The sequence below is a fragment of the Nonomuraea sp. 10N515B genome, assembly GCF_052245915.1.
In the GTDB taxonomy this organism is placed as follows: Bacteria; Actinomycetota; Actinomycetes; order Streptosporangiales; family Streptosporangiaceae; genus Nonomuraea.
This window is the reverse complement of record NZ_JBQQBQ010000008.1, coordinates 297,685-320,035: the sequence shown is the minus strand read 5'-3', so window position 1 is coordinate 320,035 and position 22,351 is coordinate 297,685. Positions and strand designations below refer to the sequence as shown.

The 22,351-nt window shown below is 66.1% G+C and carries 21 protein-coding genes and 1 pseudogene; 8 read left to right on the top strand and 14 right to left on the bottom strand.

Going from position 1 to position 22,351, the window contains the following annotated elements:
- The first annotated feature begins 36 nt into the window (after positions 1-36).
- The 5 genes from ACTWQA_RS15085 (at position 37) to ACTWQA_RS15065 (ending at position 4,630) form a co-directional block, all read left to right on the top strand.
- Positions 37-1,095 (top strand): HAMP domain-containing sensor histidine kinase, encoded by a 1,059-nt coding sequence (locus tag ACTWQA_RS15085; protein ID WP_443159845.1) that lies wholly within the window; start codon positions 37-39, stop codon positions 1,093-1,095.
- Between the two features lie 5 nt (positions 1,096-1,100).
- Positions 1,101-1,763 (top strand): response regulator, encoded by a 663-nt coding sequence (locus ACTWQA_RS15080; RefSeq protein ID WP_443159844.1) that lies wholly within the window; start codon positions 1,101-1,103, stop codon positions 1,761-1,763.
- Between the two features lie 85 nt (positions 1,764-1,848).
- Entirely contained in the window at positions 1,849-3,138 is a 1,290-nt protein-coding gene (locus tag ACTWQA_RS15075; RefSeq protein WP_443159843.1) for an ArsB/NhaD family transporter, read from the top strand.
- 193 nt (positions 3,139-3,331) lie between these two features.
- The gene (locus ACTWQA_RS15070) at positions 3,332-4,132 is read left to right on the top strand and encodes an alpha/beta fold hydrolase (protein ID WP_443159842.1); all 801 of its coding nucleotides are present in this window, start codon (positions 3,332-3,334) and stop codon (positions 4,130-4,132) included.
- Between the two features lie 102 nt (positions 4,133-4,234).
- Complete coding sequence (locus tag ACTWQA_RS15065; RefSeq protein WP_443159841.1) at positions 4,235-4,630, top strand: hypothetical protein; 396 nt, start codon at positions 4,235-4,237, stop codon at positions 4,628-4,630.
- A gap of 78 nt (positions 4,631-4,708) precedes the next feature.
- Here the strand turns inward: ACTWQA_RS15065 and ACTWQA_RS15060 are convergent, their stop codons facing one another.
- Both ACTWQA_RS15060 and ACTWQA_RS15055 read right to left on the bottom strand, forming a co-directional pair.
- Positions 4,709-5,869 (bottom strand): cation:proton antiporter, encoded by a 1,161-nt coding sequence (locus ACTWQA_RS15060; RefSeq protein ID WP_443159840.1) that lies wholly within the window; start codon positions 5,867-5,869, stop codon positions 4,709-4,711.
- A 7-nt stretch (positions 5,870-5,876) separates the two neighbouring features.
- A complete protein-coding gene (locus ACTWQA_RS15055; RefSeq protein WP_443159839.1) occupies positions 5,877-6,371 on the bottom strand; it encodes a cation:proton antiporter regulatory subunit in 495 nt (164 codons plus the stop codon).
- Positions 6,372-6,758: 387 nt separating this feature from the next.
- Between ACTWQA_RS15055 and ACTWQA_RS15050 the strand changes: the two genes are divergently transcribed.
- A complete protein-coding gene (locus ACTWQA_RS15050) occupies positions 6,759-7,388 on the top strand; it encodes an NUDIX domain-containing protein (protein WP_443159838.1) in 630 nt (209 codons plus the stop codon).
- Between the two features lie 54 nt (positions 7,389-7,442).
- On the opposite strand, the gene ACTWQA_RS15045 is transcribed toward ACTWQA_RS15050, so the two are convergent.
- The 5 genes from ACTWQA_RS15045 to fxlM form a co-directional block, all read right to left on the bottom strand.
- Complete coding sequence (locus tag ACTWQA_RS15045; RefSeq protein WP_443159837.1) at positions 7,443-7,589, bottom strand: hypothetical protein; 147 nt, start codon at positions 7,587-7,589, stop codon at positions 7,443-7,445.
- A gap of 192 nt (positions 7,590-7,781) precedes the next feature.
- Complete coding sequence (locus ACTWQA_RS15040) at positions 7,782-8,345, bottom strand: AAA family ATPase (RefSeq protein WP_443159836.1); 564 nt, start codon at positions 8,343-8,345, stop codon at positions 7,782-7,784.
- A gap of 151 nt (positions 8,346-8,496) precedes the next feature.
- Positions 8,497-8,847, bottom strand: coding sequence for a hypothetical protein (locus ACTWQA_RS15035; RefSeq protein WP_443159835.1), 351 nt, complete (start codon positions 8,845-8,847; stop codon positions 8,497-8,499).
- 2 nt (positions 8,848-8,849) lie between these two features.
- The gene (locus tag ACTWQA_RS15030) at positions 8,850-9,020 is read right to left on the bottom strand and encodes a hypothetical protein (protein ID WP_443159834.1); all 171 of its coding nucleotides are present in this window, start codon (positions 9,018-9,020) and stop codon (positions 8,850-8,852) included.
- 130 nt (positions 9,021-9,150) lie between these two features.
- Entirely contained in the window at positions 9,151-10,332 is a 1,182-nt protein-coding gene (gene fxlM / locus ACTWQA_RS15025; protein ID WP_443159833.1) for a methyltransferase, FxLD system, read from the bottom strand.
- A 406-nt stretch (positions 10,333-10,738) separates the two neighbouring features.
- Between fxlM and ACTWQA_RS15020 the strand changes: the two are divergent.
- Both ACTWQA_RS15020 and ACTWQA_RS15015 read left to right on the top strand, forming a co-directional pair.
- A pseudogene (locus tag ACTWQA_RS15020) lies at positions 10,739-11,005 on the top strand (transposase); the annotation flags it as partial.
- Positions 11,006-11,132: 127 nt separating this feature from the next.
- The gene (locus ACTWQA_RS15015) at positions 11,133-12,452 is read left to right on the top strand and encodes a transposase (protein ID WP_443159832.1); all 1,320 of its coding nucleotides are present in this window, start codon (positions 11,133-11,135) and stop codon (positions 12,450-12,452) included.
- 238 nt (positions 12,453-12,690) lie between these two features.
- Here the strand turns inward: ACTWQA_RS15015 and ACTWQA_RS15010 are convergent, their stop codons facing one another.
- From ACTWQA_RS15010 to ACTWQA_RS14980, 7 genes are all read right to left on the bottom strand, one after another.
- Positions 12,691-14,388: a recombinase family protein gene (locus ACTWQA_RS15010; protein ID WP_443159831.1), complete on the bottom strand. Its 1,698-nt coding sequence runs from the start codon at positions 14,386-14,388 to the stop codon at positions 12,691-12,693.
- A 358-nt stretch (positions 14,389-14,746) separates the two neighbouring features.
- Positions 14,747-15,418: a 3'-5' exonuclease gene (locus tag ACTWQA_RS15005; RefSeq protein WP_443159830.1), complete on the bottom strand. Its 672-nt coding sequence runs from the start codon at positions 15,416-15,418 to the stop codon at positions 14,747-14,749.
- A complete protein-coding gene (locus ACTWQA_RS15000) occupies positions 15,418-15,963 on the bottom strand; it encodes a transglutaminase domain-containing protein (protein WP_443159829.1) in 546 nt (181 codons plus the stop codon). The genes ACTWQA_RS15005 and ACTWQA_RS15000 overlap by 1 nt, the downstream gene beginning before the upstream one ends.
- A 57-nt stretch (positions 15,964-16,020) precedes the next feature.
- Positions 16,021-16,875 (bottom strand): phosphoadenosine phosphosulfate reductase, encoded by an 855-nt coding sequence (locus ACTWQA_RS14995; protein WP_443159828.1) that lies wholly within the window; start codon positions 16,873-16,875, stop codon positions 16,021-16,023.
- A 145-nt stretch (positions 16,876-17,020) separates the two neighbouring features.
- Positions 17,021-17,689, bottom strand: coding sequence for a hypothetical protein (locus ACTWQA_RS14990; RefSeq protein WP_443159827.1), 669 nt, complete (start codon positions 17,687-17,689; stop codon positions 17,021-17,023).
- Positions 17,690-17,906: 217 nt separating this feature from the next.
- Positions 17,907-18,743: a phosphoadenosine phosphosulfate reductase domain-containing protein gene (locus ACTWQA_RS14985; protein ID WP_443159826.1), complete on the bottom strand. Its 837-nt coding sequence runs from the start codon at positions 18,741-18,743 to the stop codon at positions 17,907-17,909.
- Complete coding sequence (locus tag ACTWQA_RS14980) at positions 18,740-22,351, bottom strand: ATP-binding protein (RefSeq protein WP_443159870.1); 3,612 nt, start codon at positions 22,349-22,351, stop codon at positions 18,740-18,742. Before ACTWQA_RS14980 ends, ACTWQA_RS14985 begins: the two co-directional genes overlap by 4 nt.

The window sequence follows — 22,351 nt, the reverse complement described above, 5'->3', positions numbered from 1 at the left end:
TGGACAGACACCCGTCGCGGTGGGGAGGCTGGAGACATGACCGTGCTAGCCGGCAAGCATCCCCAGGGATCACCACGCGCGCGCCGCAGGGCTCGCTCCCCGGCCTCGGCGCTGTTCTGGCGGCTTTTCCTGATCAACGGGCTGGTCTTCGCCGCCGGGCTGACCGTGCTGGCGCTCTCGCCGGCCACGGTGTCCTCGCCGGTCCTGCTGACCGAGCTGCCGATCCTGGCGGTGGGGCTCGCGATGATGCTCGGCGCGAACGCGGTGCTGCTGCGTACCAGCCTGGCCCCGCTCGGTGCGCTGACCGCGCTCATGGAGCGGGTCGACCTGCTGCGTTCCCGCGATCGCATCGCGCACAGCGGCAACGGCGACCTGGGGACGCTGATCGCGACGTTCAACGCCATGCTGGACCGGCTGGAGGCCGAGCGCAGCGCCAGCACCGCTCATGCCCTGGCCGCTCAGGAAGCCGAACGGCAGCGCATCGCCCGCGAGCTGCACGACGAGATCGGCCAAAGCCTCACCGTGGTCCTGCTCGCGCTCAAACGCGCCGTGGACCGCGCGCCGCAGGACCTGCGCGACGAACTGCACACCGTTGCCGAGACCGTCCGCGCCAGCCTGGACGAGGTCCGGCAGGTCGCCCGCCGGCTGCGGCCCGGCGTGCTGGAGGACCTGGGCCTCATCAGCGCCATGAACGCCCTGGCCAGCGACTTCTCAACCGTCAGCGGCGTGCCGGTGACCCGGCTCCTGGATGCGCGACTGCCGCAGCTGAGCAGCGACACCGAACTGGTGATCTACCGCATCGCGCAGGAAAGCCTGACCAACATCGCCCGGCACGCCCACGCCTCACACGTGGAACTGTCGCTGCGCGCCGAGCCCGACGCCGAGCCGGAAGCGGTGGTGCTGCGCATCACCGACGACGGACGCGGCGGACCGATCCACGACGGCGCCGGCATCCGCGGCATGCGCGAGCGCGCCATGCTCATCAGCGCTGACCTCACCATCGACGGCGCACTCTCCACCGGCACCGAGGTGCGCCTGACCGTACCCCTGGCACCTCTCGCGCCAGTCGTACCCATCGCCAACGGACGAAAGTAATCAGCATGGAAGCGCAGCCGACCCGGATCCTGCTCGCCGACGACCACGCGCTGGTCCGACATGGGCTGCGGCTCATCCTGGACGCCGAACCCGATCTGGCCGTCGTTGCCGAGGCAGGCGACGGCGCCGAGGCCGTCGACCTGGCCACCCGCCCCGACGCCGCCATTGATCTGGCCATCTTGGACATCGCCATGCCGCGGATGACCGGCATCCAGGCCGCCCGCGAGATCTCCCGCCGCGCGCCCGGCATCCGCCTGCTGATGCTGTCGATGTACGACAACGAGCAGTACCTGTTCGAATCGCTCAAGGCCGGCGCCTGCGGGTACGTGCTGAAGTCGGTGGCCGACCGCGACCTGCTGGAGGCCTGCCGCGCGGCCATGCGCGGCGAGCCGTTCCTCTACCCAGGGGCGATCACCGCTCTCATCCGCGACCACCTGCAACGCCACCAGCAGGGCGAGCCGGTGCCCGACACCCTGCTCACCCCGCGCGAGGAGGAGATCGTCAAACTCATCGCCGAGGGCCACTCCTCCAAAGACATCGCCGACATGCTCATCATCAGCGTCAAGACCGTGGAACGGCACCGGGCCAACATCTTGGCCAAGCTCGGCCTGCGCGACCGGCTGGAGCTGACCCGGCACGCCATCCGAGCGGGCCTGATCGAACCATGACCCCACCCGGCGGCGACCCAGCACCCGCGCCCAGGCCGGCACGGCCGGTCGCGGCCGCGGCCCCGGTCGACGGGGTAGGCCGGTTATGACGGTCACTGCGGTCTTGGCGGTGGCGGTGTTCCTCGGCGCCTACACGCTGATCGCCACCGAGAAGATCCACCGGACGGCCGCCGCGCTCGGCGGAGCCGCCATCATGCTGGCGATCCACGCCACCGACGCCGAGGCGGCGTTCTTCTCCGAGCATGCCGGCATCGACTGGAACGTCATTTTCCTCCTGCTCGGCATGATGATCATCGTCGGGGTGCTCAAGCAGACCGGCGTCTTCGAATACCTGGCCATCTGGGCGGCCAAACGCGCCCGCGGCCGCCCGTACCGGCTCATGGTGCTGCTGGTGGTGATCACCGCGGTTGCCTCCGCGCTGCTGGACAACGTCACCACCGTGCTGCTGATCGCGCCGGTGACGTTCCTGGTGTGCGAACGGCTGGCGCTGCCGGTCGTGCCCTTCCTGATCGCCGAGGCGATGGCCTCCAACATCGGCGGCACCGCCACCCTGGTGGGCGACCCGCCCAACATCATCATCGCCAGCCGCGGCGGGTTGACGTTCAACGACTTCCTCCTTCACCTGGCCCCGCTCGTGGTGGTGCTGATGGCCGTCTTCGTCGGGTTGTGCCGGATTCTGTTCCGTAACGCGTTCCGCTACGACCCCGAGCGGGCGGCGGAAATCATGGAGTTGGACGAGCGGGAGGCGATCGCCGACCGGCGGCTGCTGTGGCAGAGCCTTGCCGTGCTCGCCCTGGTGATGACGGCGTTCGTGCTGCACCCGGTGCTGCACTATGAGCCGTCGGTGGTCGCGCTGCTGGGCGCCGGGGTGCTGGTCGCCGCCACCAGGGTGCGCACCCAGGACGCCATCGGCGAGGTCGAATGGCCGACTCTGGTGTTCTTCGCCGGGCTGTTCGTCATGGTCGGCGCGCTGGTCGAGACCGGCGTCATCGGGCAGATCTCCCGCGCCGCCGCCGACGCCACCCAGGGCAGGCTCGCCCTGACCGGCATGGTGCTGCTGTGGGGCTCGGCCGCGATCTCGGCCATCGTGGACAACATCCCGTATGTGGCCACGATGAGTCCCATCGTCGCCGACCTCGTCCAGGCCGGCGGCGGCGAGCAGGCGCAGGTGCTGTGGTGGGCGCTGGCCCTCGGCGCCGACCTCGGCGGCAACGCCACCGCCGTCGGCGCCGCGGCCAACGTGGTCGTCGTCGGCATCGCCGCGCGCAACGGCACCCCAATCAGCTTTTGGACCTTCACCCGGTACGGGCTGATCGTCACCGCCGTCACCATCGCCGTGGCCACGCCCTACGTGTGGCTGCGCTATCTGATGTGAGGCGCTCGTGGTCAGAGCCAAGACCGTCGAGCGGCACCGCGCTGATCAACCGTGCCACCATCGGGGCCAAGCCCCAGCCTGCGCGACCGGCTAAAGCGCAGCGGGCAGGGTCCGCGCCGGCCCGATCGGGATGAATCGATCTTGCTAGTGTCAGCTCGGTCGAGCCTTCAGGAATATCAGTGATAGAGGAGGAATGGTGAATCTGTGGTCGGTGTTCCCGCTGCATGGCTGTGACCTGCACTACATGGTCAGCGGCGGTGACGGCATGCCGGTGGTGTTCTCGCACGGCGCCGGCGCTGATCATGTGATGTTCGACGCCCAGAGTGACTACCTGAGCGCGCGAGGGTATCGGGTCGTCACTTGGGACATGCGCGGCCACGGCTTGTCTCGCCCGGCAGGTGTCCGGTTCACCGCCGAGCAGGCGATCGCGGACCTGCACGCGCTCATCAACCACCTGGCGCTCGATCGGCCGGTCCTGGTGGGGCAATCCCTCGGCGGCAACCTCAGCCAGGCGATCATCCGGCGACATCCCGATCTCGCCCGAGCGCTGATCGTCATCGGCTCGACGTGGAACACCGCACCGCTGTCGTGGAAGGAACGCCTACTGGTCAAGGCGGCCACGCCCAGCCTGTCGATGATCCCCGCCAAGAGCCTGCCGAGCGCCTTAGCAGAGGCCAGCGCGCAAACGCCGAACGCGCGGGCGGACGCGCGACGCGCCTTCTCCCAGCTATCGAAGAAGGAGTTCGTGCACGTGTGGCAGGCCACCGCCGACCTGTTGGACCCCACCCCGCGCTATCACACGCCGGTGCCGCTGTGCCTGATCCGGGGAGAGCAAGACCGCACCGGCAACATCGCCTCGGCCATGCCCCGGTGGGCCGAGGCCGAAGGCGTCGAGGAGGTCGTCATCCCCGACGCCGGCCACATCGCCAACCAAGACGCCCCGCACGCGGTGAACGCGGCGATCGAAGCGTTTCTGCTGACCCTCCCGGCCTGACCCTCCCGGCTTCTGCATAGGCGCAGCGGCCAGACGGAACCCGCGGCCTAGCAGATGGAGCGAAGCCGACGTGCGGGCAGGCCCCGACAACAGAAAGCTCGTATGAGCGGCTGGGTTAGGAACGCGATGACATCGGATAGCCCCCGGCACGACCCCGGCGAAGACAAGGCGGTCAACGCCGACGCCTTGACCGAGCTGCATGCGCTTTTGGAAGCGCTCGAGCGCATCATCGATGTCGCCACCGCCTCGGGCGAGATCCATCGCCGCCACGAGGGCATGACGACCGCAGCCAAATTGCGGGAGCTACGTCACCACTTCGTCCCCGCCGAGCGGCAGGGCCAGGCGGCCTTGACGGCCGCCTGGTACAACCGCCTGGCCTTGACGATCGGCGACCCCGCGAATCTCTCCCGAACCTCGCTGGAGGCGCGGCTCGACGAACTCGAACAAAGAATCGCCACGTTGGCCCAACGTCGTCGACCCTGGTGGCGGATCTGGTGACCACAGGCCCCGGCAAGGACATCGCGGTCGAGCGCCCACCACTCCAGCCCCCGCCTTCCGCGGCGGCAATGACAGTGGTCAGGTGCGTTTGGCGATCGCGGTGATCCACGGCTGGACCAGCCGGGCGGCCAAAGGTCCGAACGCGGCCAGAATCAGCACGTAGGCGGCCGCCAGCGGGCCGAGGTCGGGATGGGCGCCGGCGGCCACCGCCAGCCCAGCGATCACGATGTTGAACTCACCGCGCGGGATCAACGCGATGCCCGCCCGCGCCCGGCCCGCTTGCGCGATCCCCGCGCGGCGCGCGGCATAGTATCCGGTCAGCAGCTTGGTGACCATGCTGACCAGCGCCAGCAGCGCCGCCAGCCCGGCCACCGGGCCGATTTTCGTCGGATCGGTCTGCAGACCGAAGAAGACGAAGAACACCGCCGCGAAGAGGTCACGCAGCGGGGCCAGCAGGGCCTGAGCCTCGTGGGCGAGTTCACCCGACAGAGCAATGCCGACCAGGAACGCCCCCACCGCCGCCGAGACCTGCAACTGCTGCGCCACCCCGGCCACCACCAACGCCAGCCCGACCACCTTCAACAACAGCACTTCATTGTTGGGGCTACGCACGAACGCCTCAATGAAGCGGCCAAAGCGCAGCGCCACCAACAGCACCACACTCACGGTGGCCAGCGCGATGCCCACCGTGATCGCGCCGCCCACGAAGCTCAACCCGGCCAGCAGGGCGGTCAGCAGCGGCAGGTAAATCGCCATCGTCAGATCCTCGAACACCAGCAGCGACAGCACCACCGGCGTCTCCCGGTTACCGATCCACCCCAGATCCGAGAGCACCTTGGCGGTAATGCCGGAGGAGGTGGCGTAGGTGACCCCGGCCATCGCCACCGCAGCCACCGGACCCCACCCCAAAAGCAGCGCGCAGATCGCGCCGGGCGCCGCGTTCAGCACCAGATCGACGAGCCCCGCCCGGGCGTTGCCGCGCAGGCTCGCCGCCAACTCATCGGCGTTGTACTCCAGGCCCAGAGTGAGCAGCAATAAGACCACGCCGATCTCGGCGCCGACCGCGACGAACTCCTCACTGGTGGCCAACGGCACGATGCCGCCCGTGCCGAACGCCAGCCCGGCGATCAGATACAGCGGAATCGGCGAAATCCCCACCCGCAGCGCCAAAGCGCCGAGCAGGCCCAGACCAAGGATGATCGCGCCAAATTCCATGAACAGCAGAGCCGTGTGGTGCACCCGCGACCTACCCCTGGGCCAGGATGTCGGCGACGGCGTTGACACTCTCCGCGCTGCCCACCACGACCACCAGGTCGCCGGCGGCCAGCGCGAAGTCCGGGGCCGGGCTGGTGTGCACCTGCCCGCCGCGGACGACGGCCACGATCGAGGCGCCGGTCCGGGTGCGCACCCGCGCATCCCCCATCGGCCGGCCCGCGTACGGCGAGTCATCGCCGATCGGCAGCTTCTCGCTCACCAGCCCCGCCACCTCACGGTGCAGATCATTCAGGCGCTGCACCACCCGCGGCGCGCCGAGCAGTTCGGCCAGCGCGTCGGCCTCCTCATCGTTGAGCTTTACCGTCTCACACGCGCGATCGGGGTCGTCCCGATCGTAGATCACCAGATCGCGGCGGCCGGTGCGGTGAGAGATCAGCCCGATGCGCCGCCCAGATCGCGTGGTGAACTCATGCCGCAACCCAATGCCGGGCAACGCCGTCTGCTCGATCTCCACCATCAGCCCCATCTACTCCCAACCAGGCATAGCCGCCTGTACCGTACCAACTCGAGCGATGCCTGACGATCGCGGCCCAGCGTCGTACGCCTCGGCACCGTCGCCGGCATTACCGAAACTTCCGAGAACACCGTATTCCCTGAAGTAACTCCAGCAGTGACTTCCGAGAATCCGGTCCACGGCGGATCACAACCCCCGGAAACGACTTCCGAGAACACGGACACCGGCGGCGCTCGCCGCCGCCGTCGGCGAAGCAGCTGCGAACTGTCGTGCCAGCTGACTACGGTGCAGCCATGATGATGACGGGCCAGGTCTCCGGGTTGTGGCCGGACTCGTCGCCGCGGAACCGGGAGGAAGGCCGTCCTTCGCCCGGGTGGTATGGATGAGGAGAATCCGCTGGTGGATGCGCCTGCGAAGTACGACATGACGGCGACGAACCTGGTGTTCCGCCGCAGCGAGGACACCGGTCATTGGGTCACCGGTGTGGCATATCACGTCCGCCTCGGCGGGTTCCTCCCGGCGGGTGGGCACTGGGAGGACGGGGAAACGCTGGCTGAGACGGCGCTGCGGGAAACCGTGGAAGAACTCGGCTGCCGCACGTTGATCATCCCTGGGCTGTCGTCGATGCCCGCCCCGGCCGGCTACCCGCACCCCGTATGCCCTGCCCCCTGGTGGGTCATCGACTGCAGGGCCTCCGCCGACAGCCACACTCCCGGGCCCCACCGACACCTGGACCACACCTTCGTTTCGATTTTCGAACGGGAGGTTCAGGCTCCGGAGACGGCGGTGGACTGGTTGACCAGACAGCAGGTCAAGGACCGGGCCGACCTATCCCATGACAGCCGCCTCCAGCTACTCACCGTCTTCCCGCTCCTCGACGACCTGACCCGTGACCTGCACGTCAGCACCGAGTGGTCAGGCGCCCAGCATCTCGTTGGCCAAGCCGACATCAACGCCCACCGGCGGCAGCAGTACTTCAGCCTCGATGGCTGGAGCGACGCCGTCTCCCACCCCGGCAAAGGTCACTAACCGTCACCACCATGGGGCACGGGCCCGGCACCCTTCCAAGCGACCCCAGCAGCCTCAACATGCCAACGTTCCGGGGAACGAGGCGAAATCCCGCCCCTGAGACAGCAATTGCACCGGCTCAGCCAGCAGCGCGACCTCGTCCGGGTAACCGTCGAGGTAGACGGAAAGTGCGCGCGAGATGTCCAGGTCACTGATCGCCACAGGGCTGCCCTTCCTTCCTCGCGGGGAACCCGGCTCCCAGCGTCATGTCCCCGCGATGGCCATCATCCATCTCCGGTCCAGGCGCTGAAGGACGCCGAGCTGAAACCAAGGCGCCCACCGGCGGAGCATCACGGTGTGGTCCGCGCGGTGCAGCCGTCCGACAGATGCGATCGAGGCCGGCAGCTTGTTTGCTCACCGGCGGGTCGCCTCGCCTGCCAGAAGACCGGCGTCCTGAAGAATGTGCCCGACGGTCTCGGTCAACGTGCTGCCCTCGCCGATGATCGTCTCCATCGCGTCGGGCAGGATGTCCTGCCCGAGGTACCACTGCCGCATGTCGTCAGGGCTGAAGCGGGCACGCTGGGGCCGCGTCTCGTGTCTGCGGAGTGTCTCTTCCCAGGAGACGTCCAAGTAATAGCCGCGGCTTGTGCCTCGATGATCGCGAAACAGCGCTTGGAGCATCTCGCCGTAGCGGCTCCGGGCGAGGATGCCCTCAAGGGTGACGTGGTAGCCGGAGTCGAGGGCATGACGGCACATGACATCGAGCAGTCCGATGTTCACACCACCCGGTCTGTCGCGCTCGCGCAGGATCTCACGGCGCACCACATCCTGACCAATGAGTGCCATGCCGCGCTGGCCGTATGTTTCCCGCACGGTCCGGGCCACGGTGGACTTACCCGATCCCGAGTTGCCGCGAATGACGATCAAGGCCGTATTCGGTGAGCCAGTGAGCACCGTACGACGGTACAGGGTCACCACCAGGCATGAGCGGCAGACGCCGAGAGAGCGGCCGCTCGGATCGCGAGGATCAACGGTCACGCACCTCGTAAAGGAACATCTTCAGGAGACCGTCTTGCGACCAGGGCAGGGACCGGCTGTCGACGGCGGCACGCTGTCGGAGGTCAGCATGTTAAAGCCGATCAGCGCCCACAGCCAGCGGTGCCCGGCGAAGGCCGTCCACCCTTCGGCCAGGTGGGTTAGGAACCGGCGTCGCCCCTGCCGGGCGGCAGGCGGCAGGCGGCAGCGTGGCGAACACCACGACCGAGACCAGGAAGGTGACCGCGTCCCAGGCGAGGATGACGCTGGGGCTGATCGTGGCGATCACCAGATCGGCCAGTCCCGGCCCGGCGATCGCAACCGCGTTGAAGCCGGTCTGCAGCAGCGCGTTGGCCTGCTCCAGCATCGGTCCCGCAGGGACGAGCTGAACGACCAGCCCCTTGGCGGCCGGTTGGAAGAACGTGCCCGCCGCACCGGCGACCACCGTCAGTCCGGTCGGCGCCCCACCGTCGCCGTCCCAGACAGCACCAGGGCCGGGCCGAGCTGCGTTATGCCGCACACGAGCTGGCAGATCACGATGATGGCCAGCCGGAGCAGCCGGTCGGCCAGCATGCCAGCGGCGGGAGTGACCGCGAGAAAGATGACCAGCCCGCTCATCAGCACGAACCCGAGCGCCGTAGCTCCGCCACCGAGATCAACGACGGCGAATGCGAGCTCCAGCGGCGCGACGGTACTGCCGATGGTGGAGGAGACCCGGGCGAGCGCGTACCGATGATAACGATGGTCCTCAGGTCCAGGTCATGACCAGTTGCGTGTGGCGCTTGCGGAAGACCCGGCCGATCGCCGGGGCCACCACGGGCGCCTCGATCGGGTACAGGGTGAAGTCCGGGCCGGGATGAGCCCGCCACTCCCGATCCCAGGTCACGACCTCGGCGGCGAGTTGCCGGGCCAGGTTGTCGCCGTGGCGGCCGTGGCCGTAGACACCGAGTTCGTACCGGCGTTCTCCACTCGTGCTGTCCTTGTGCTCCGGTCCCATGGTGAGGTGGGCGAAGCTGTCGGGCGTGATGAGGGCGGGGGTGAACCAGCGCATGGCGGGCTCGATACGGTCACTGCCGCGATCGGGGTCGGCCCAGACCACGCCGAAGGTCTCGGTCTGGGCCGCGACCCACAGGTGGAGGGTGTCGAACGGGTCGTCGTAGCCCACGGTGATGCCGGTCCAGTGTCCGGTCCGGTCGCCATCCAAGGCCCGGCCGAGCGCTGCCACGTCGAGCGCAGGGCCGGCGTCCACCAGCAGATTCACCGTCCGGTCGGCCAGCACGGCGAGGTTCTCCTGGTGCGCGCCCGCACCTTGGATGGGGATGAATCCGCACACCGTGGGATTCAGGCCGGCGAAGTGGTCGCCGTCGCGGACGAAGGTGAAGGAGCGGGTGAGCCCACCGAAGCGCAGCGGGACGATCATCCGGCCGCCAGGAGCCAGCAGGTGACCCCAGGGGCAGTCCCAGGCACCAATCGTGACGAGGATGACGTCGAACGGCCCCAGCTCGTCGGCGGCGTGCTCGGCGTCTCCGAGTACCACCTTCACGTGCGGGTAGCCGGTATCGGCGAGGAAGCGGGTGGCCCGCTCGGTGACGAACGGGTCGATGTCCACGCTGATCACCACCCCCTCGGGCCCGACGAGTTCGGCAATGAGCGCCGCGTTGTAACCGCCGCTGCCAACCTCGAGCACGCGCGCGCCCGGCCTCAGCTGCGCGGTCTCGAGCATCTCCGCCGGCAGCCACGGCGCGCTGATCGAGCTGGTCGCCTTTCCTTCTGCATTTCGCTTGGTGACGACCGTGTCACGGGTGGAGTAGGCGGCGGAGGCGGCGGCGACCTCGGGCGAGTGGAGCACGCCGCATGCTCTCAGTTCGGCGACCATGTCGGCGCGTAGGCGGTCAGGACATTCGACTGGTGACGCACTGTCCGTTGACACTTGCGCAATGCTATCTGGGAGCGGGCGGGCGTGCCGCCGTCTCGCCGCCTATACCCCCCGCTATCTCCAGAGAATCCGCGGTGTCTCAGCTGCACCGCGCACCGGATCGCCGTGTCCTCGGCAGCACGTCGGCGGAGGCGTCATTGACGGCGGAAGGGGCGTGCTCTGCTGATCAGGCTGGTGGAGGCGCCTGCCTTGAGCTCTTACCGGCCAGGCAAGGACCTGAGGGGGAGTTTGCCCATACGACCGACCCTGCTGGCTAACTCGCGACACGCGGCTGTAGCTTGGTGACCTGAGTCTTTGACGTCCGGGATCATGCAGTGCGCGGCCGGGGTTCCCCCTCCTCCCGGTCGCGGATGGAGTGGTCGGTGTCGATGCAGCCCCGGTCCTGGCCGGAACGGATCCGATGATCGCGGCGGCGATCCGGTCGATGTATCGCGGCAAGCGGCAGCCGCCACTTGCTGTCCGGGTCCGGGATGAGCTTGGCGAGTTGTTCGCCGACGCGGAGTTCGCGGCTGCGTTCGCTGCCGAGGGCAAACCGGGCTGGTCGCCGGGCCGGCTGGCGTTGATCACGGTGTTGCAGCGGGTGGAGAACCTCACCGACCGGCAGGCAGCTGACACCGTGCGAGCGGACTTGAGCTGGAAGTACGCGCTCGGGCTGGCGTTGGACGATCCTGGGTTCGACGCCAGTGTGCTGAGCGAGTTCCGGACTCGGGTGGTCGCCCACGGGCTGGAGGAGAAGGCTGGACCTGCTGCTCGCCAGGCTTGTCGAGAAAGGCCTGATCGGGGCGGGTGGCAAGATGCGTACCGACTCCACCCACGTGATCAGTGCGGTCCGGGATCTGAACCGGCTGGAGCTGGCTGGGGAATGTGTCCGCGCAGCGTTGGAGGCGATCTCGGCTGCCGATCCCGGCTGGACGAGCCGGGTCCTGGAGCTGCCTGGATGGGCTGAACGCTACCGCGCTCGCGTCGACTCCTGGCGGCTGCCGGCATCGGAGACGAGGCGGGGTGAGCTTGCACGTGCTTATGGCGCGGACGGCTATGCGCTGGTGGAAGCGGTGTATGCGCCGTTCTCCCCGGGATGGCTGCGGAATCTGCCCGCGGTGCAGGCGCTGCGGGTGATGTTGATCCAGAACTATGTGCGCGTCATCGACCGCAAGGGGCGGGAGGTGGTCAAGCGGCGGCGGCCCCTCGAAGACGGCGGAGAGGGACTGCCGCCCGCCAGAGTGCGGCTGACCTCCCCCTACGATGTGGACGCCCGGTGGGCGGCCAAGGGCGATGACTTCTTCTGGAACGGCTACAAGCTGCACATCAGCGAAACCTGTCACACCATCACCGGCACGAACGGCGACACCGGCGACACCGGCGGTACGACGATCGTGCCACCCAACCTGATCACGAACGTCGCTACCACGGACGCGACCGTCCCCGACAACCAGATGACCGAGAAGATCCACCAGATGCTCGCAGCGCGTGGGCTGCTGCCCGGCGAGCACTACCTCGATTCCGGCTATCCGTCGGCGGAACTTCTCGTCGGTGCCCGCCAGAGGTTCGGGATCGCGCTCATCACCCCGGTTCTGCTGGATCACTCATCGCAGGCCCGTGCCGCCGCCGGGTATGACCGTGCGGCGTTCACCATCGACTGGGACGCCGAACAGGCCAGGTGCCCGCAAGGGCAGGCGAGTTCCTCGTGGAGCCGGTGCACCCAGCGCGACACCGAGGCGATCGTGGTCAAGTTCAGCGGCGAGGTCTGCCGGCCGTGTCCGGTTCGCTCCTTGTGCACCTCGGCCAAGAGAGGTGGACGCCAGCTCACCATCCGCGCCCGCCCTCTCCAAGAGGCTCTTGACCAGGCCCGTGCCGATCAGACCAGCAACGACTGGCAGGACAAGTACAAGCTCCGGGCCGGAGTCGAGGGCACCATGCGCCAGGCCGTCGCGGTCGCCGGTGTCCGCCGGGCACGCTATCGGGGCCTGGCCAAGGTCCACCTCGAACACGTCTTCTCCGCCGTAGCGCTCAACCTCATCCGCTTGGATGCCTGGTGGAACGGGCATCCGCTCGATCGCACCCGCATCGGGCACCTTGCCCGCCTCGAACTGGCAGAACTCTCTCTCGCGGCCTGAAACGAGTTAGCCAGCAGGATCACGACCGCGCTGAAGGTGCGACTCGTAGGACGAGCGCAGCCCTTCGCCGTCCTGGCAGGCGACGGTGCCGACCAGGTTGCTCTTGGCGGAACCAGTGCCACGCACCGTCACCACCCGACGAAGCGCCAGTCGCTACCCAAGTGCGCCCCTTCGGGCCCCCTCGCCCGGCCACGCCCTTCCCCCATGCCGCGTACCCCCGCTTGTACCGCGCCAAGCGCTAGGCGTCACTGCATGGAGACCTCTTCGTACAAGATTCGTGCAGTTTCGCCCGGAAACATACTGATCGCCTGCGTGGGGACCCAGGTTCGACCCTTGCCTCCACAGTCTGCCTGCTCTGGTAGTACGTGTGCTTCAGGCCGAGCCGAAGGAAGAGCTCGGCCTTATCTCGGGGGTCAGCCTCTCCGACGAGACGCACCACGTCGCCGATTTCCTCGATCACCGACCTGACCTCGGCATCGCTGACGGGCCGCACGACCTGAACGGCCTTCTGTTCCTCCTCCAGGCCAGCGCTTTCGTTCTTGGCCTCGTTGTGCCACGAGAAGACCTCGAGCAGCTTGCCTCTGGTGTCCAACGCGGACCGGTACCGGATGAGCTTGCGGTCACACTTCAACAGCCGTTTCCGCAGGTCGAGCAGGTTCACCTCGTCCGGACCGATCGCCTGCTCGGTGATGGCCGCGATCGTGTGTTCCAGCGCATCCGGCCCGAACGCGGTCGCCAGCCACCCATCGGCCTCATCCAGGATCTTCGCCTCTTGCAGGTAGACGACCTTGGGATGGCCGAGATCGTCGCCGATGGCGTGCCGGGCGACGGGACGGCACCGGTAGCAGGCCTGCTCATTGTTCCAGCTGCCCTGCATCCGGCGCTCGCAGTACCCGCAGAACAGAACCCCTCGGAAGGCATACGGCCGCCGGGTCTGGCGCGGACGGTGACTGAACCTGCCATTCGAGCGCTTGGCAAGGATGTCCTGGACGCGCCGGTAGTCCTCGACGCTCACGAGCGCGTCATGGACCGGATGCTCGGACCAGATCCACTTGTCTTTGCTGTTCCATCGCTGCCGGGTCGTCGTTCCGAGCGCGACGTTGTCCACGTCGACGAGGATCTCGTCCTTGCGCTGCTTGTTCCACACCTGATGGCCGGTGTAGCGAGGGTTGGTGAGGATCACCCGGACGGCGGACTTGGACCACGCCCGCTGATCCCGATGCTTGTTCCGCTCGGGATCATTGGCCGACGGGCAGAGAATGCCTTGGCGCGTCAGATCCTCGGCGATGTCCAGATAGCCCCGCCCCTTGAGGCACTCCCCGTAGATCCATCGCACCACGGCCGAGGTAACCGGATCGGCCACCAGCCTGCGCAACCTCCGCCCGTCGGCCGCCTTGCTCGGGTTGGGGTGCGGACCGGCGTTTTGGAGCGTGTACCCATACGGCGGACGCCCGCCCAAGAACCGGCCCTCTGTCGCGGTGATGGCCGCCATGGCGGCCCAGACCCGGATCTTGATGCCGTTCCGCTCCCCCTTCGACAAACCGCCGAAGACTCCCATGATCATGTCGTGGGCTTCGTTCGCCGGATCGATCGGCCCGCCCACCTCCGGTACCCACAGCGGGACACCGAAGTGCTCGAACAGCGGGAAGGTGAGGCAGTACTGGTTGCCGTAGAAGGCCCGCTGCGGCTCTCCGATCACCACCGCGTCGAAGCCCCGCCGCGGATCCTTCAGCTCCTCGATCAGTGTCACCGCGTGCGGCCGGAGCTGCCAGGGGATCGAGCGGGACTTGTCGACGTCGAAGAACTCCGCGACGATCTCCCCGCCTCGCGGTTCGATCAGGGCCCGGGCCCGGTGCAGTTGCCAGGCTCGTGACGCCTGCGGGTCCTGGTTGTCCTCGGTCGATACCCGGCCGTAGAAGCCGAACGTGATCGTCATGTCTCCTGCTCCTTCGTGATGTGCGGCTGTCTCACGCGGACGGTTAAGAACCGGTGGTTCCGACTTCTCCACCGGTTCCGCCGCCGGCCCGGTTGCCACAGCGGATGTGCTCGCGCGTCCGTATGCCCTGCAAGAGCGGGGAGGTAAGTACGAGCACGGCCCTGACCTGCAGGTTCACGAACATGGACGCGATGTCCCCAGCGCCCTCGCAGGTCACTGAGGCGCCTGCTGCGGCTCCTCACGAGCGGGCATGCTGAACGTCGACAGCAATGCGACTAGCGAAGAGCAATCGATATCGGCGATCCGGAGGCTCTCTCAGACCCTGGAGGCCGCCATCGCCGTGCCTCGCCTTGTGGCCTCAGAACAGTCCGGCCTGGACTCCGGCTGGTGCGATCAGACGTTTCGGTGCCAGCCCGCCAACCCGGTCAAGGTCGAAAAGTGTGTGCCAGCGCTTCGTGCGTCCGCCCTCGGCCACCAGGCGCTCGAATACCCGTGCCGTGACCTGCACGTCCGGCATCGCCCGATGACGACGCATAGGCGGCTCGATCCGCAGATACCTGACCAGATCGTCCAGCCGGTGCGACGCCAGCTCCGGGTACAGCGCACGAGCCAACCGCACGGTGTCCAACAGCGGGACAGCAGCCAAGACGGGGCAGTGTGACCGCTGGTGGGCGATGAACCCTGCCTCGGTGGGCGCGTGGTGAGCGACCAGCCGGTACGGCGGCGCCGTGAGCCGGCGGTCGAGCTCGGCCATGACCTGCTCAGGACCGGCAGCTGTAGCGAGCATCTCCGCGGTGATGCCCGTCATGCGCACGTCGAAGAAGGTGACGGGCACATCGGCGGGCGGCGCGATCAGCGAATCAAAACTCCACAGCTCCGACAGCCCGTCGGCAACGACGCTGAGGGCCAGAATCGCCACCTCCACCGGAACGGCAGGACGCCCGGCCGGGGTCAACCCCTCGAAGTCGATGACCAAGTAGGTATGACGGGCAAAAGCGGCATCACCGTAGAGCAGGCAGGCGTCAGTCATCAGCCGTCCCCGTACCGGGGTGCGGTCGTTGCGGCTTCGGCACGGACCTCGCTTAGCCACCGGTTGTAGGCCTTCTGATAGCGGTCGCCACTGTCGACATCGGTCGCGGTGGTGTCGGCGTTCGGCACCGGTTCAGGCCCGTCCCCCGGTCTCCACAACGGCCCGCACGGCACGTAGGCCGGGACGGTGTCGGCGATGCCATCCCATTCAGCGACGGCCAACCCGGCGGCGGCCAGGGGCGGATCGTGGGTGGCATCTACCAGCGTCCACCGGCCATTGATCAATACCTCCGCAGCCGAATGCACGTCCTCCCGCGACGGCAGCAGCCATACCTCGGTCGGCTGGTCCGGCAGGTGATACAGCCACCGGACTCTCCGGGCCTGGTAGCCGAGCGCCAGGAAGCCCTCGATCAGGTAGGCGGATTTGGCCAAGCAGTCACCACGTCCGAACGTCATCAACGTGCTGGCGTCGTGGGCACCGTCCGTGGCGTACGGCACGTTCCTTACGGCGAGGAACAGGGCGATCCGCTCAGCGTGCGCATCCACGTGCTGACCGTATCCCGACCGACCCTGCACACGCACCGTTCCGCACCAAACGCGAGTTCAACTGCCACACCAACCGGAGTCGCAACCTGAATCGAGGTGTTCCGGCCCCTCGGAGATCGTTCGAATAGCATGATCCAGAGGAACGCCGTAACGTGTCAGGTAGGCGGCGTCGCGACCGAGCATCGCTCGCTTTTCGTTCAACGCGACCTCAAGTTGCACAGACTTCTCAAACAGCTCCGGCTCGCAACGTCGCTGCTCCCGCCAGGCAGCAACTGTTTTGAAAGGGCAGAAAAAACAGGCGCTTTTGGGAGGGACGGGAAGGCCAGCGGCGGTGATGATCTGGACACAGGCGTCCCGGCGGAGACCGAGGTCGAGGAGAGGGTAGTCGATCTGCTCATAAGGTTCGCTTCGACGCTTGTTTGCTCGATGGATCTCGTCCAAGGAAATACCTATCCCGACAACTGCTGGATTCTGTGGTGTCGCGCCATGCTCTTTCAACCATTTGGTGACTACTTTGATTTTGAAGTCGGATGTGCACGATCGCCTCCCTGGCGCGCCGTTGTTCATGCGGATAGGTATCGGGATGGATCGCAGCTGGGGTTGGTGGAGACGTTCCCAGAGTGTTTCTACACTTCCGTCACGTCGTTGACGCTGCAGCTCATGCATAGCAATGCCGTGTCGTGCGGCGTATGCTGCAGCGATCTCCCGCACATAGGCGATGGTGGCCGGGTGCTCGCTGTCATTCCCGACGTTAGCGAATAGAAACGTCGGAAATTCGATCTTGCGCTGTGCGGCAAGCACTAGCAACGCCGTTGACTGAACCCCTCCACCGTACGAGACCACCCTGAGACTCTCGGAACGGTTGAGCTCGATGGCCTCCTCGACACGGGATCCACCTGCATAGCTAAGCATTTCAACACCTCCGCGACGACCATATTTAATTATGGTCATCCCGTCAAGTGCTATGCGTGACGAGGCGAATACGAAGCTTCTGTGTAGATCTAGCGCAGCGAGCGGCCCTAATTACCGGGACACGTCATAATATGAAATCGAGTGCTCACTCCGGTTGGTCCGCGTCATGCATATCAGGCCAAAATGGTCGAATCTCAACGGTAAAGCCCGCTATTAGCGCGCTCTCAAGAAAGCGGGTCGCTGCCGAGCTCTCCTGGCATGTGAAGCTTTGCGGTGCAGGATCCGTTTCTGGTTCACCTGCTTGGCGGTCAGTGTCCTGCCGTCGCCTCAGTTGCGCTCTTTCTCCGGATCTGATTCGCGCGACCGCTTTTTCGGAGATTGGGCGGTTTCGGCGGTTAGCGTCAGAGAGAATGTTCTCCAGCGTCCAGAGGGGCGATCCGGACAGAGTAAGACGAGGCTCAGGAAGAGTGCCGCGATTGCGCCACTGGCTGATCGCGGACGGCGTCTTATCGAAGATCCAGGAGACTTCCTGGATCCCGATCAGGATCGGTAGTTGCTCGACACCACTTGCGACATAGCCGCCAGTGACGGCCGATTTGTAGTGATCAAGCGCTTGTGGGTCTATCTGTCGATGACCCGATTTGGTGAGGGCCAGGACCGTGGGCAGCAACCAGTAAGGGCTGCCCGAAACTACTAGATCGGGATCCGCTAGAAGCGATCGCTTGCGCCATAGCAGCGGAGTGTCGCGGGCTACCCGAAAGAGCTGCGCGATCTCCTGATAGCCGAGCAGGTAAGGGATGCGCTCCGTGCTCATGGCCACGTTCTTTCCAACGCCGTCCGCTCCTCTGCACGACCTCACCCAGGCCACGCAAAGTCACACTAGCGTGCTTCACCCAGTGACTCGCTGAGACTTCTGGGCGGTCGCTGATCACGGAGCGCCGTGTTCGGTCAGGACGGCTACAGGTGCTGGTGTGATTCCTTGCCCCTCCCCTGGCATCAGCGTGGGGAGGGGCAAGGAAGCTCACAGCGCGTCAGAGGTGGCAGACGGCGCATCCGACCTGGTCGTCGTCCTCATCGTGGGCATCGGAGAGAATCTCGAGCAGGGGGCGATTCGGCTTGCGGCGTCGAGCAGCACGTTCCATCGCGTCGCGGTGTTTGGCCTCGATCTCTTGGCGCCGGGCGATGAGTTCATCGAGCGACTCGCCCTGCGACCAGGTGTACTTGCGTCCCTTCATGGCTGTCTGCTGGTAGTTGACCTTCTCCTCGTAGGCGACGGCCTTCTCGAACAGCTCCGGATGGCGGTCCTTGAGCCCGACCCATTCGTGCTTACGCTGGAAGAAGCAGAAGTAGCAGCCCGAGCGGGTACGCCATTCGTAGTAGGCCGGCAGGCCGATGCCGGCCTCGTCGAGGATCCGGTCGACCCCGGCCCTGTCGATGCCGTCTTCGCGGAAGGGGAAGACGGCGGTGATGTTGGGCTTGGTGCTGACGTAGCCGAGGCGGTTCTCATCCGCGCGGATGGCTACGTAGGAGATGACCTCGTCATCGCCGACCCAAGCCTCTAGCGGCTTGATCTTGAGATTCTTGGTGCACCAGCGCATCTGAGGGCTTGGGAGGGTTCCCTGGTAGACCTCGAGCCAATGATCGAAATCGCGGCTGGAGTTGAGTCGTTCGATCGGTTTGCCAAGCGCAGCTTCCAGCCGGTTGAGGTACTCGTAGGTCTCGGGAAGCTCGGCGCCGGTATCACAGAAGAAATACTCCATTTCGGGGACCCGGTCGCGCATGTGGATGGCCAGGGCTGAGGAGTCCTTCCCCCCAGAGATGCCCAGCACATGCCGAGTCCCTCTGCCAGAGTCGTTGGTCTTGGTCACAGCTTCTCCTCCACCTGGGGGTCATGGTCAGAGTCCGTCGCGGTGAGACGCTCTGCAAGGGCGGCAAGCAAGATGCGCGCACCGCCAGGCCCTAGCTCTTGCTCAGCTTGCCTTATGACACCGACAACAAGAGTCTCGGCGGTGTTCCTGACTTGCTTAGGCACATGGATGAGCGTGCGTACTTCTGTCCCTTGAGGTGTGGTGAGTGTCAGCAGGTGAGTGTCGATCTGCTTAGGTTCGGGCGCACGAGTCTGAGGTGCTGGAACCTCCTGCACCTGATAGAGGTGACCGACGCGGTCAAGGCGGCGGGCCATCTCTTTGACACGTGGGTAGAAGCTGTCGACGTCCTGGTCGGTCCAGTCGCCGAGTGCTTTGTTGGTGAGGCGAATGATGATCGGATCGAGCCAGTCCTCATTCGGCAGGCTGGCGTTGAGGACGCGGGAGACGAACCCTTGCAGATCAAGCTCGAGGCTGGCATCGGCGAAGCCACTGAGTGCCTCGGTTAGCCCTGACCGCAGTTGGGTGAGGTCTCCAGCGATACCGAAGGCCTGGCCTATGGAGGCCACGACGTCTCGCCGCAGTGCTGTGCTGGCTCCGGAGATGGCGTCCAGGGCGTCGGTCACCCGAGTGACGTACGAGTCGGCGACCTGCTCGTCTTTAGTCGCGTTGGCAGGAATAGCGTTGAGTGCAAGTGCCTGTGGCAGGGCGGTGAAGACCAGTTGGTCGGGGTCGGTTGCCTCGGAGAGGGCTTTTCGTACCTGCAGTGCCTCCGGAGTGAGGCGCTTGGTGTGGAGCGCGTAGGGAGTAAGCACCATGACGCGCTCGAGCATGGCCCGGGTCACTGCCAGCAGCGCCGGGTTGCGGGCGGTACGAGAGCGGGGAGCATCCACGTCGAGTGCCGCAGCAAGGCGCTCAACCACCAGGCTGCGCTGCCCTTCCCCGATGGGTACGGCTTTGACCGTGAACCGGTCGGGCCCTGTATCAGCAAGCAGGCGCTCGATGATCTCCGGGTTGAGCCGCGGACAGTAGTTTCCCTCTTCGAACAGTGCGACGTCGGAGCTGCGGAGAATCAGCGCAGCGACCATCAGGATCGGGACAACGCCGGCCTTGACGCCGAAGGGCGGCGCCATCAGCTGTTCATAGATGTCGACAATTGGGGTGGGCTGAGCGGCATCGGTGAGTGCCTGCTCTAGTCGCTCCCAGGTCGGAATGACCTCTGGATGCTTCTTTGGATCCGGCCTGGAGACACCGTGGGTGGCGATGGTCTGGGCCTGTATCGCCTGGCCTACCTCCTTGGCAGCACGGTGCAGGCCCAGGTACTCCACGACGCCGTGGTACATGGCTCGTTCCTGCGAGTACTTGGTGGTGTCATATCCCAGCACCGCCAGGCCCGTGTTGGTCACCAAGTCGGACAGAAGTACACGTCGTGCACGCGCGCCGTTGCTGGTGAGTTCGTGCCGGCCTGCCATCTCGTTGCGGATGTGCGGTGTCTGCGGGTACACCCGGTCACAGGCGGCCGACACCAACGCACCGTAGCTGCGGGCCTCGATAGGCTCGCTCCGTTCGGAATGGGTGTCCTGCCCGCTTTGCCACAGGTGCCAGGAGGAATCGTCGCTCTGCGGGTTGAATGCCTCGTCTAGCTGGGTTCCCAGCTCCTGTGAAATTTCCGCGATGCGTTCTTCGATCTCGCGTCCTGCCACGAGATCGATGTCGTCCTGGTGCCGGAGGTCTTCGAGGGCTCTGAGGGTGATCCCTGCATCGAGGATGGCGGCAGGGTCTTTCGTGGTTCCGATGAGCACGGGCAGTGGGGAGTTGACCAGTGGCCGCGTACCGGGCTCTCCAAGATGGAAAATGATCATTCCGTCGGCCGCATCGCTCACGACGTCAGGACCGTCGAGTTTGTCAGCTTGGAGACTGATGGCGGTGCGGAAGTATCGCAACATCCCGGTGCGCTGCATGTGCGATCCAGCGACCACCTCCCTGGGCAGAACCGTTCCGAGGTGCTCGCCGAGGTGGTCGACGACATGGCTGGGGGCGACGTGGCCGGCGATTTCCTTGACCCGGGCATCGATGTCGATGTTGGTTCCCTGCCAGACCCGGTACTCATTGCTGTAGGTCCGGTGGGTGAGGAACCCGGTATCGACGAGATGTTGCAGCCGCTGCTGCAGCAGCTCGTATCGCTCAGGATCTGCGGCGTTGCTCGGATCGTTCATGGCGAGCTGGATCATCGCTGGGGTTGCCCGCAGAACGCCGTCGACATCGATGAGGTTCAGGATGCCGATCGTCTTGAGGATGTCTCGGTCCTCGGGGGGAAGCCCGTGGGCTTCGTTGAGCCGGTTGTCGACCTCCAGCCAGCGGCTGGCGTTGGACGAGGCCAAGATGGTGGTGCGACCGGAGGCGAAGAAATAGTCATACAGCTGGGGCAGCAGGATGGTGGAGGCCCGCTCCGGTTCGGAGCTCGAGGCTTCATCGATGGTACGGCGGACCGTGTAGGGCTCGTCGTTGGTGAGGAACCCGACGAGGCTGCGGTCGTGCTGACCGATCTGGAAGGCCAGGAGCGGTGCTGCCACGGCGGTAAGGGGATGCAAGGGATAGAGGCCGGCGAGCATCTCCGGGGAGATGTGAACCACAGAATCGAGTCCGTGCTCGATCCAGGCTTGGGCGGCCGCTTCCGCCTGTCTGCGGATGAGCTGCTGGCCGGCTTCGGCGACGGCGGACTGATCGAGGCGTCTTTGCAGGAGGTGAACGGCATCGCCGAGGTTCGGCGTGAAGGTGATGTCTTCGAAGCGGCCTTGAACCTTCGCCCATTCCTTGGTCTGGATCAGGCTGGATCGCGCTGCATAGTCGCTGAAGGCCAGGTGCTGCAGGGTGAAGATGAACAGCGGAAGTCCCGACCGTCCCGCAGCCTTCTCGGCGAGCATCTGCAGCAGGAACACATCGTTCTCGGCGCTGCCAGAGTCGCCCGAGGCGGCAAGGTATTCCAGTGACTTGCCGAACTCATCGAGAATCAGCAGAACCGGGTGGCCGGTGTCACACAGCGCGGTGAGCGCATCCAGGAGGCTCTCAGTCGTCGGAACTTCACGCTCCGCACAGGCACGAATGGCGTGGGCCACGTCCTTCGGCGGCCGTTTCCCCCACCGGCGTTCCACAGCGGTGACCAGTGCTCGATACACGGTGGCGGCCAGGGGTTCACGGCGCGCGGTTGCCACGGCACCCAGGAACCCCTTCTCGGCACGTTCGTCACGTGCCTGCTCCATGCGTGCAGCGAGTCCTGGGCTCGTAGCCTCCACGGCTTGCCGAGCTTCCTTCTGCCGGTCCGGGTCATGGCCCAAGAAGGCGTCAAGCAGGTTCGAAAGTGTCGATTTTCCTGAGCCGTAGGGGCCGGTGAAGGACCATGCGCGTGTCCGCTTGAGGTCTGCCATCGCGTTGGCGACACGATCCAGAACGTCCAGCGCCCTAGCTCCCACATAGGGAGAGTTCAAGTGCGGGTCGCGGACATCGCGCTCGAGGTTGGTGGAACGTAGTTCCGATCCAACCAGCGTGACGCCGGCGGGAAGCTGAGCACCGACACGGTCCTTACGAACGCTATGAAGGGGGTTGGTGGCCAT

Coding starts and splice junctions, on each gene's coding strand:
- ACTWQA_RS15010 (WP_443159831.1), bottom strand. CDS start 14,388: ATGACGATCACGTTCGGCTTCTACGGCCGGGTATCGACCGAGGACAAC.
- ACTWQA_RS14980 (WP_443159870.1), bottom strand. CDS start 22,351: ATGGCCACCAACCCCCTTCATAGCGTTCGTAAGGACCGTGTCGGTGCT.
- ACTWQA_RS15065 (WP_443159841.1), top strand. CDS start 4,235: ATGAGCGGCTGGGTTAGGAACGCGATGACATCGGATAGCCCCCGGCAC.
- ACTWQA_RS15070 (WP_443159842.1), top strand. CDS start 3,332: ATGGTGAATCTGTGGTCGGTGTTCCCGCTGCATGGCTGTGACCTGCAC.
- ACTWQA_RS15085 (WP_443159845.1), top strand. CDS start 37: ATGACCGTGCTAGCCGGCAAGCATCCCCAGGGATCACCACGCGCGCGC.
- ACTWQA_RS15015 (WP_443159832.1), top strand. CDS start 11,133: ATGCGTACCGACTCCACCCACGTGATCAGTGCGGTCCGGGATCTGAAC.
- ACTWQA_RS15055 (WP_443159839.1), bottom strand. CDS start 6,371: ATGGGGCTGATGGTGGAGATCGAGCAGACGGCGTTGCCCGGCATTGGG.
- ACTWQA_RS15075 (WP_443159843.1), top strand. CDS start 1,849: ATGACGGTCACTGCGGTCTTGGCGGTGGCGGTGTTCCTCGGCGCCTAC.
- ACTWQA_RS14990 (WP_443159827.1), bottom strand. CDS start 17,689: ATGAGCACGGAGCGCATCCCTTACCTGCTCGGCTATCAGGAGATCGCG.
- ACTWQA_RS15030 (WP_443159834.1), bottom strand. CDS start 9,020: ATGAGCGGGCTGGTCATCTTTCTCGCGGTCACTCCCGCCGCTGGCATG.
- ACTWQA_RS15005 (WP_443159830.1), bottom strand. CDS start 15,418: ATGACTGACGCCTGCCTGCTCTACGGTGATGCCGCTTTTGCCCGTCAT.
- ACTWQA_RS15080 (WP_443159844.1), top strand. CDS start 1,101: ATGGAAGCGCAGCCGACCCGGATCCTGCTCGCCGACGACCACGCGCTG.
- ACTWQA_RS14995 (WP_443159828.1), bottom strand. CDS start 16,875: ATGCTTAGCTATGCAGGTGGATCCCGTGTCGAGGAGGCCATCGAGCTC.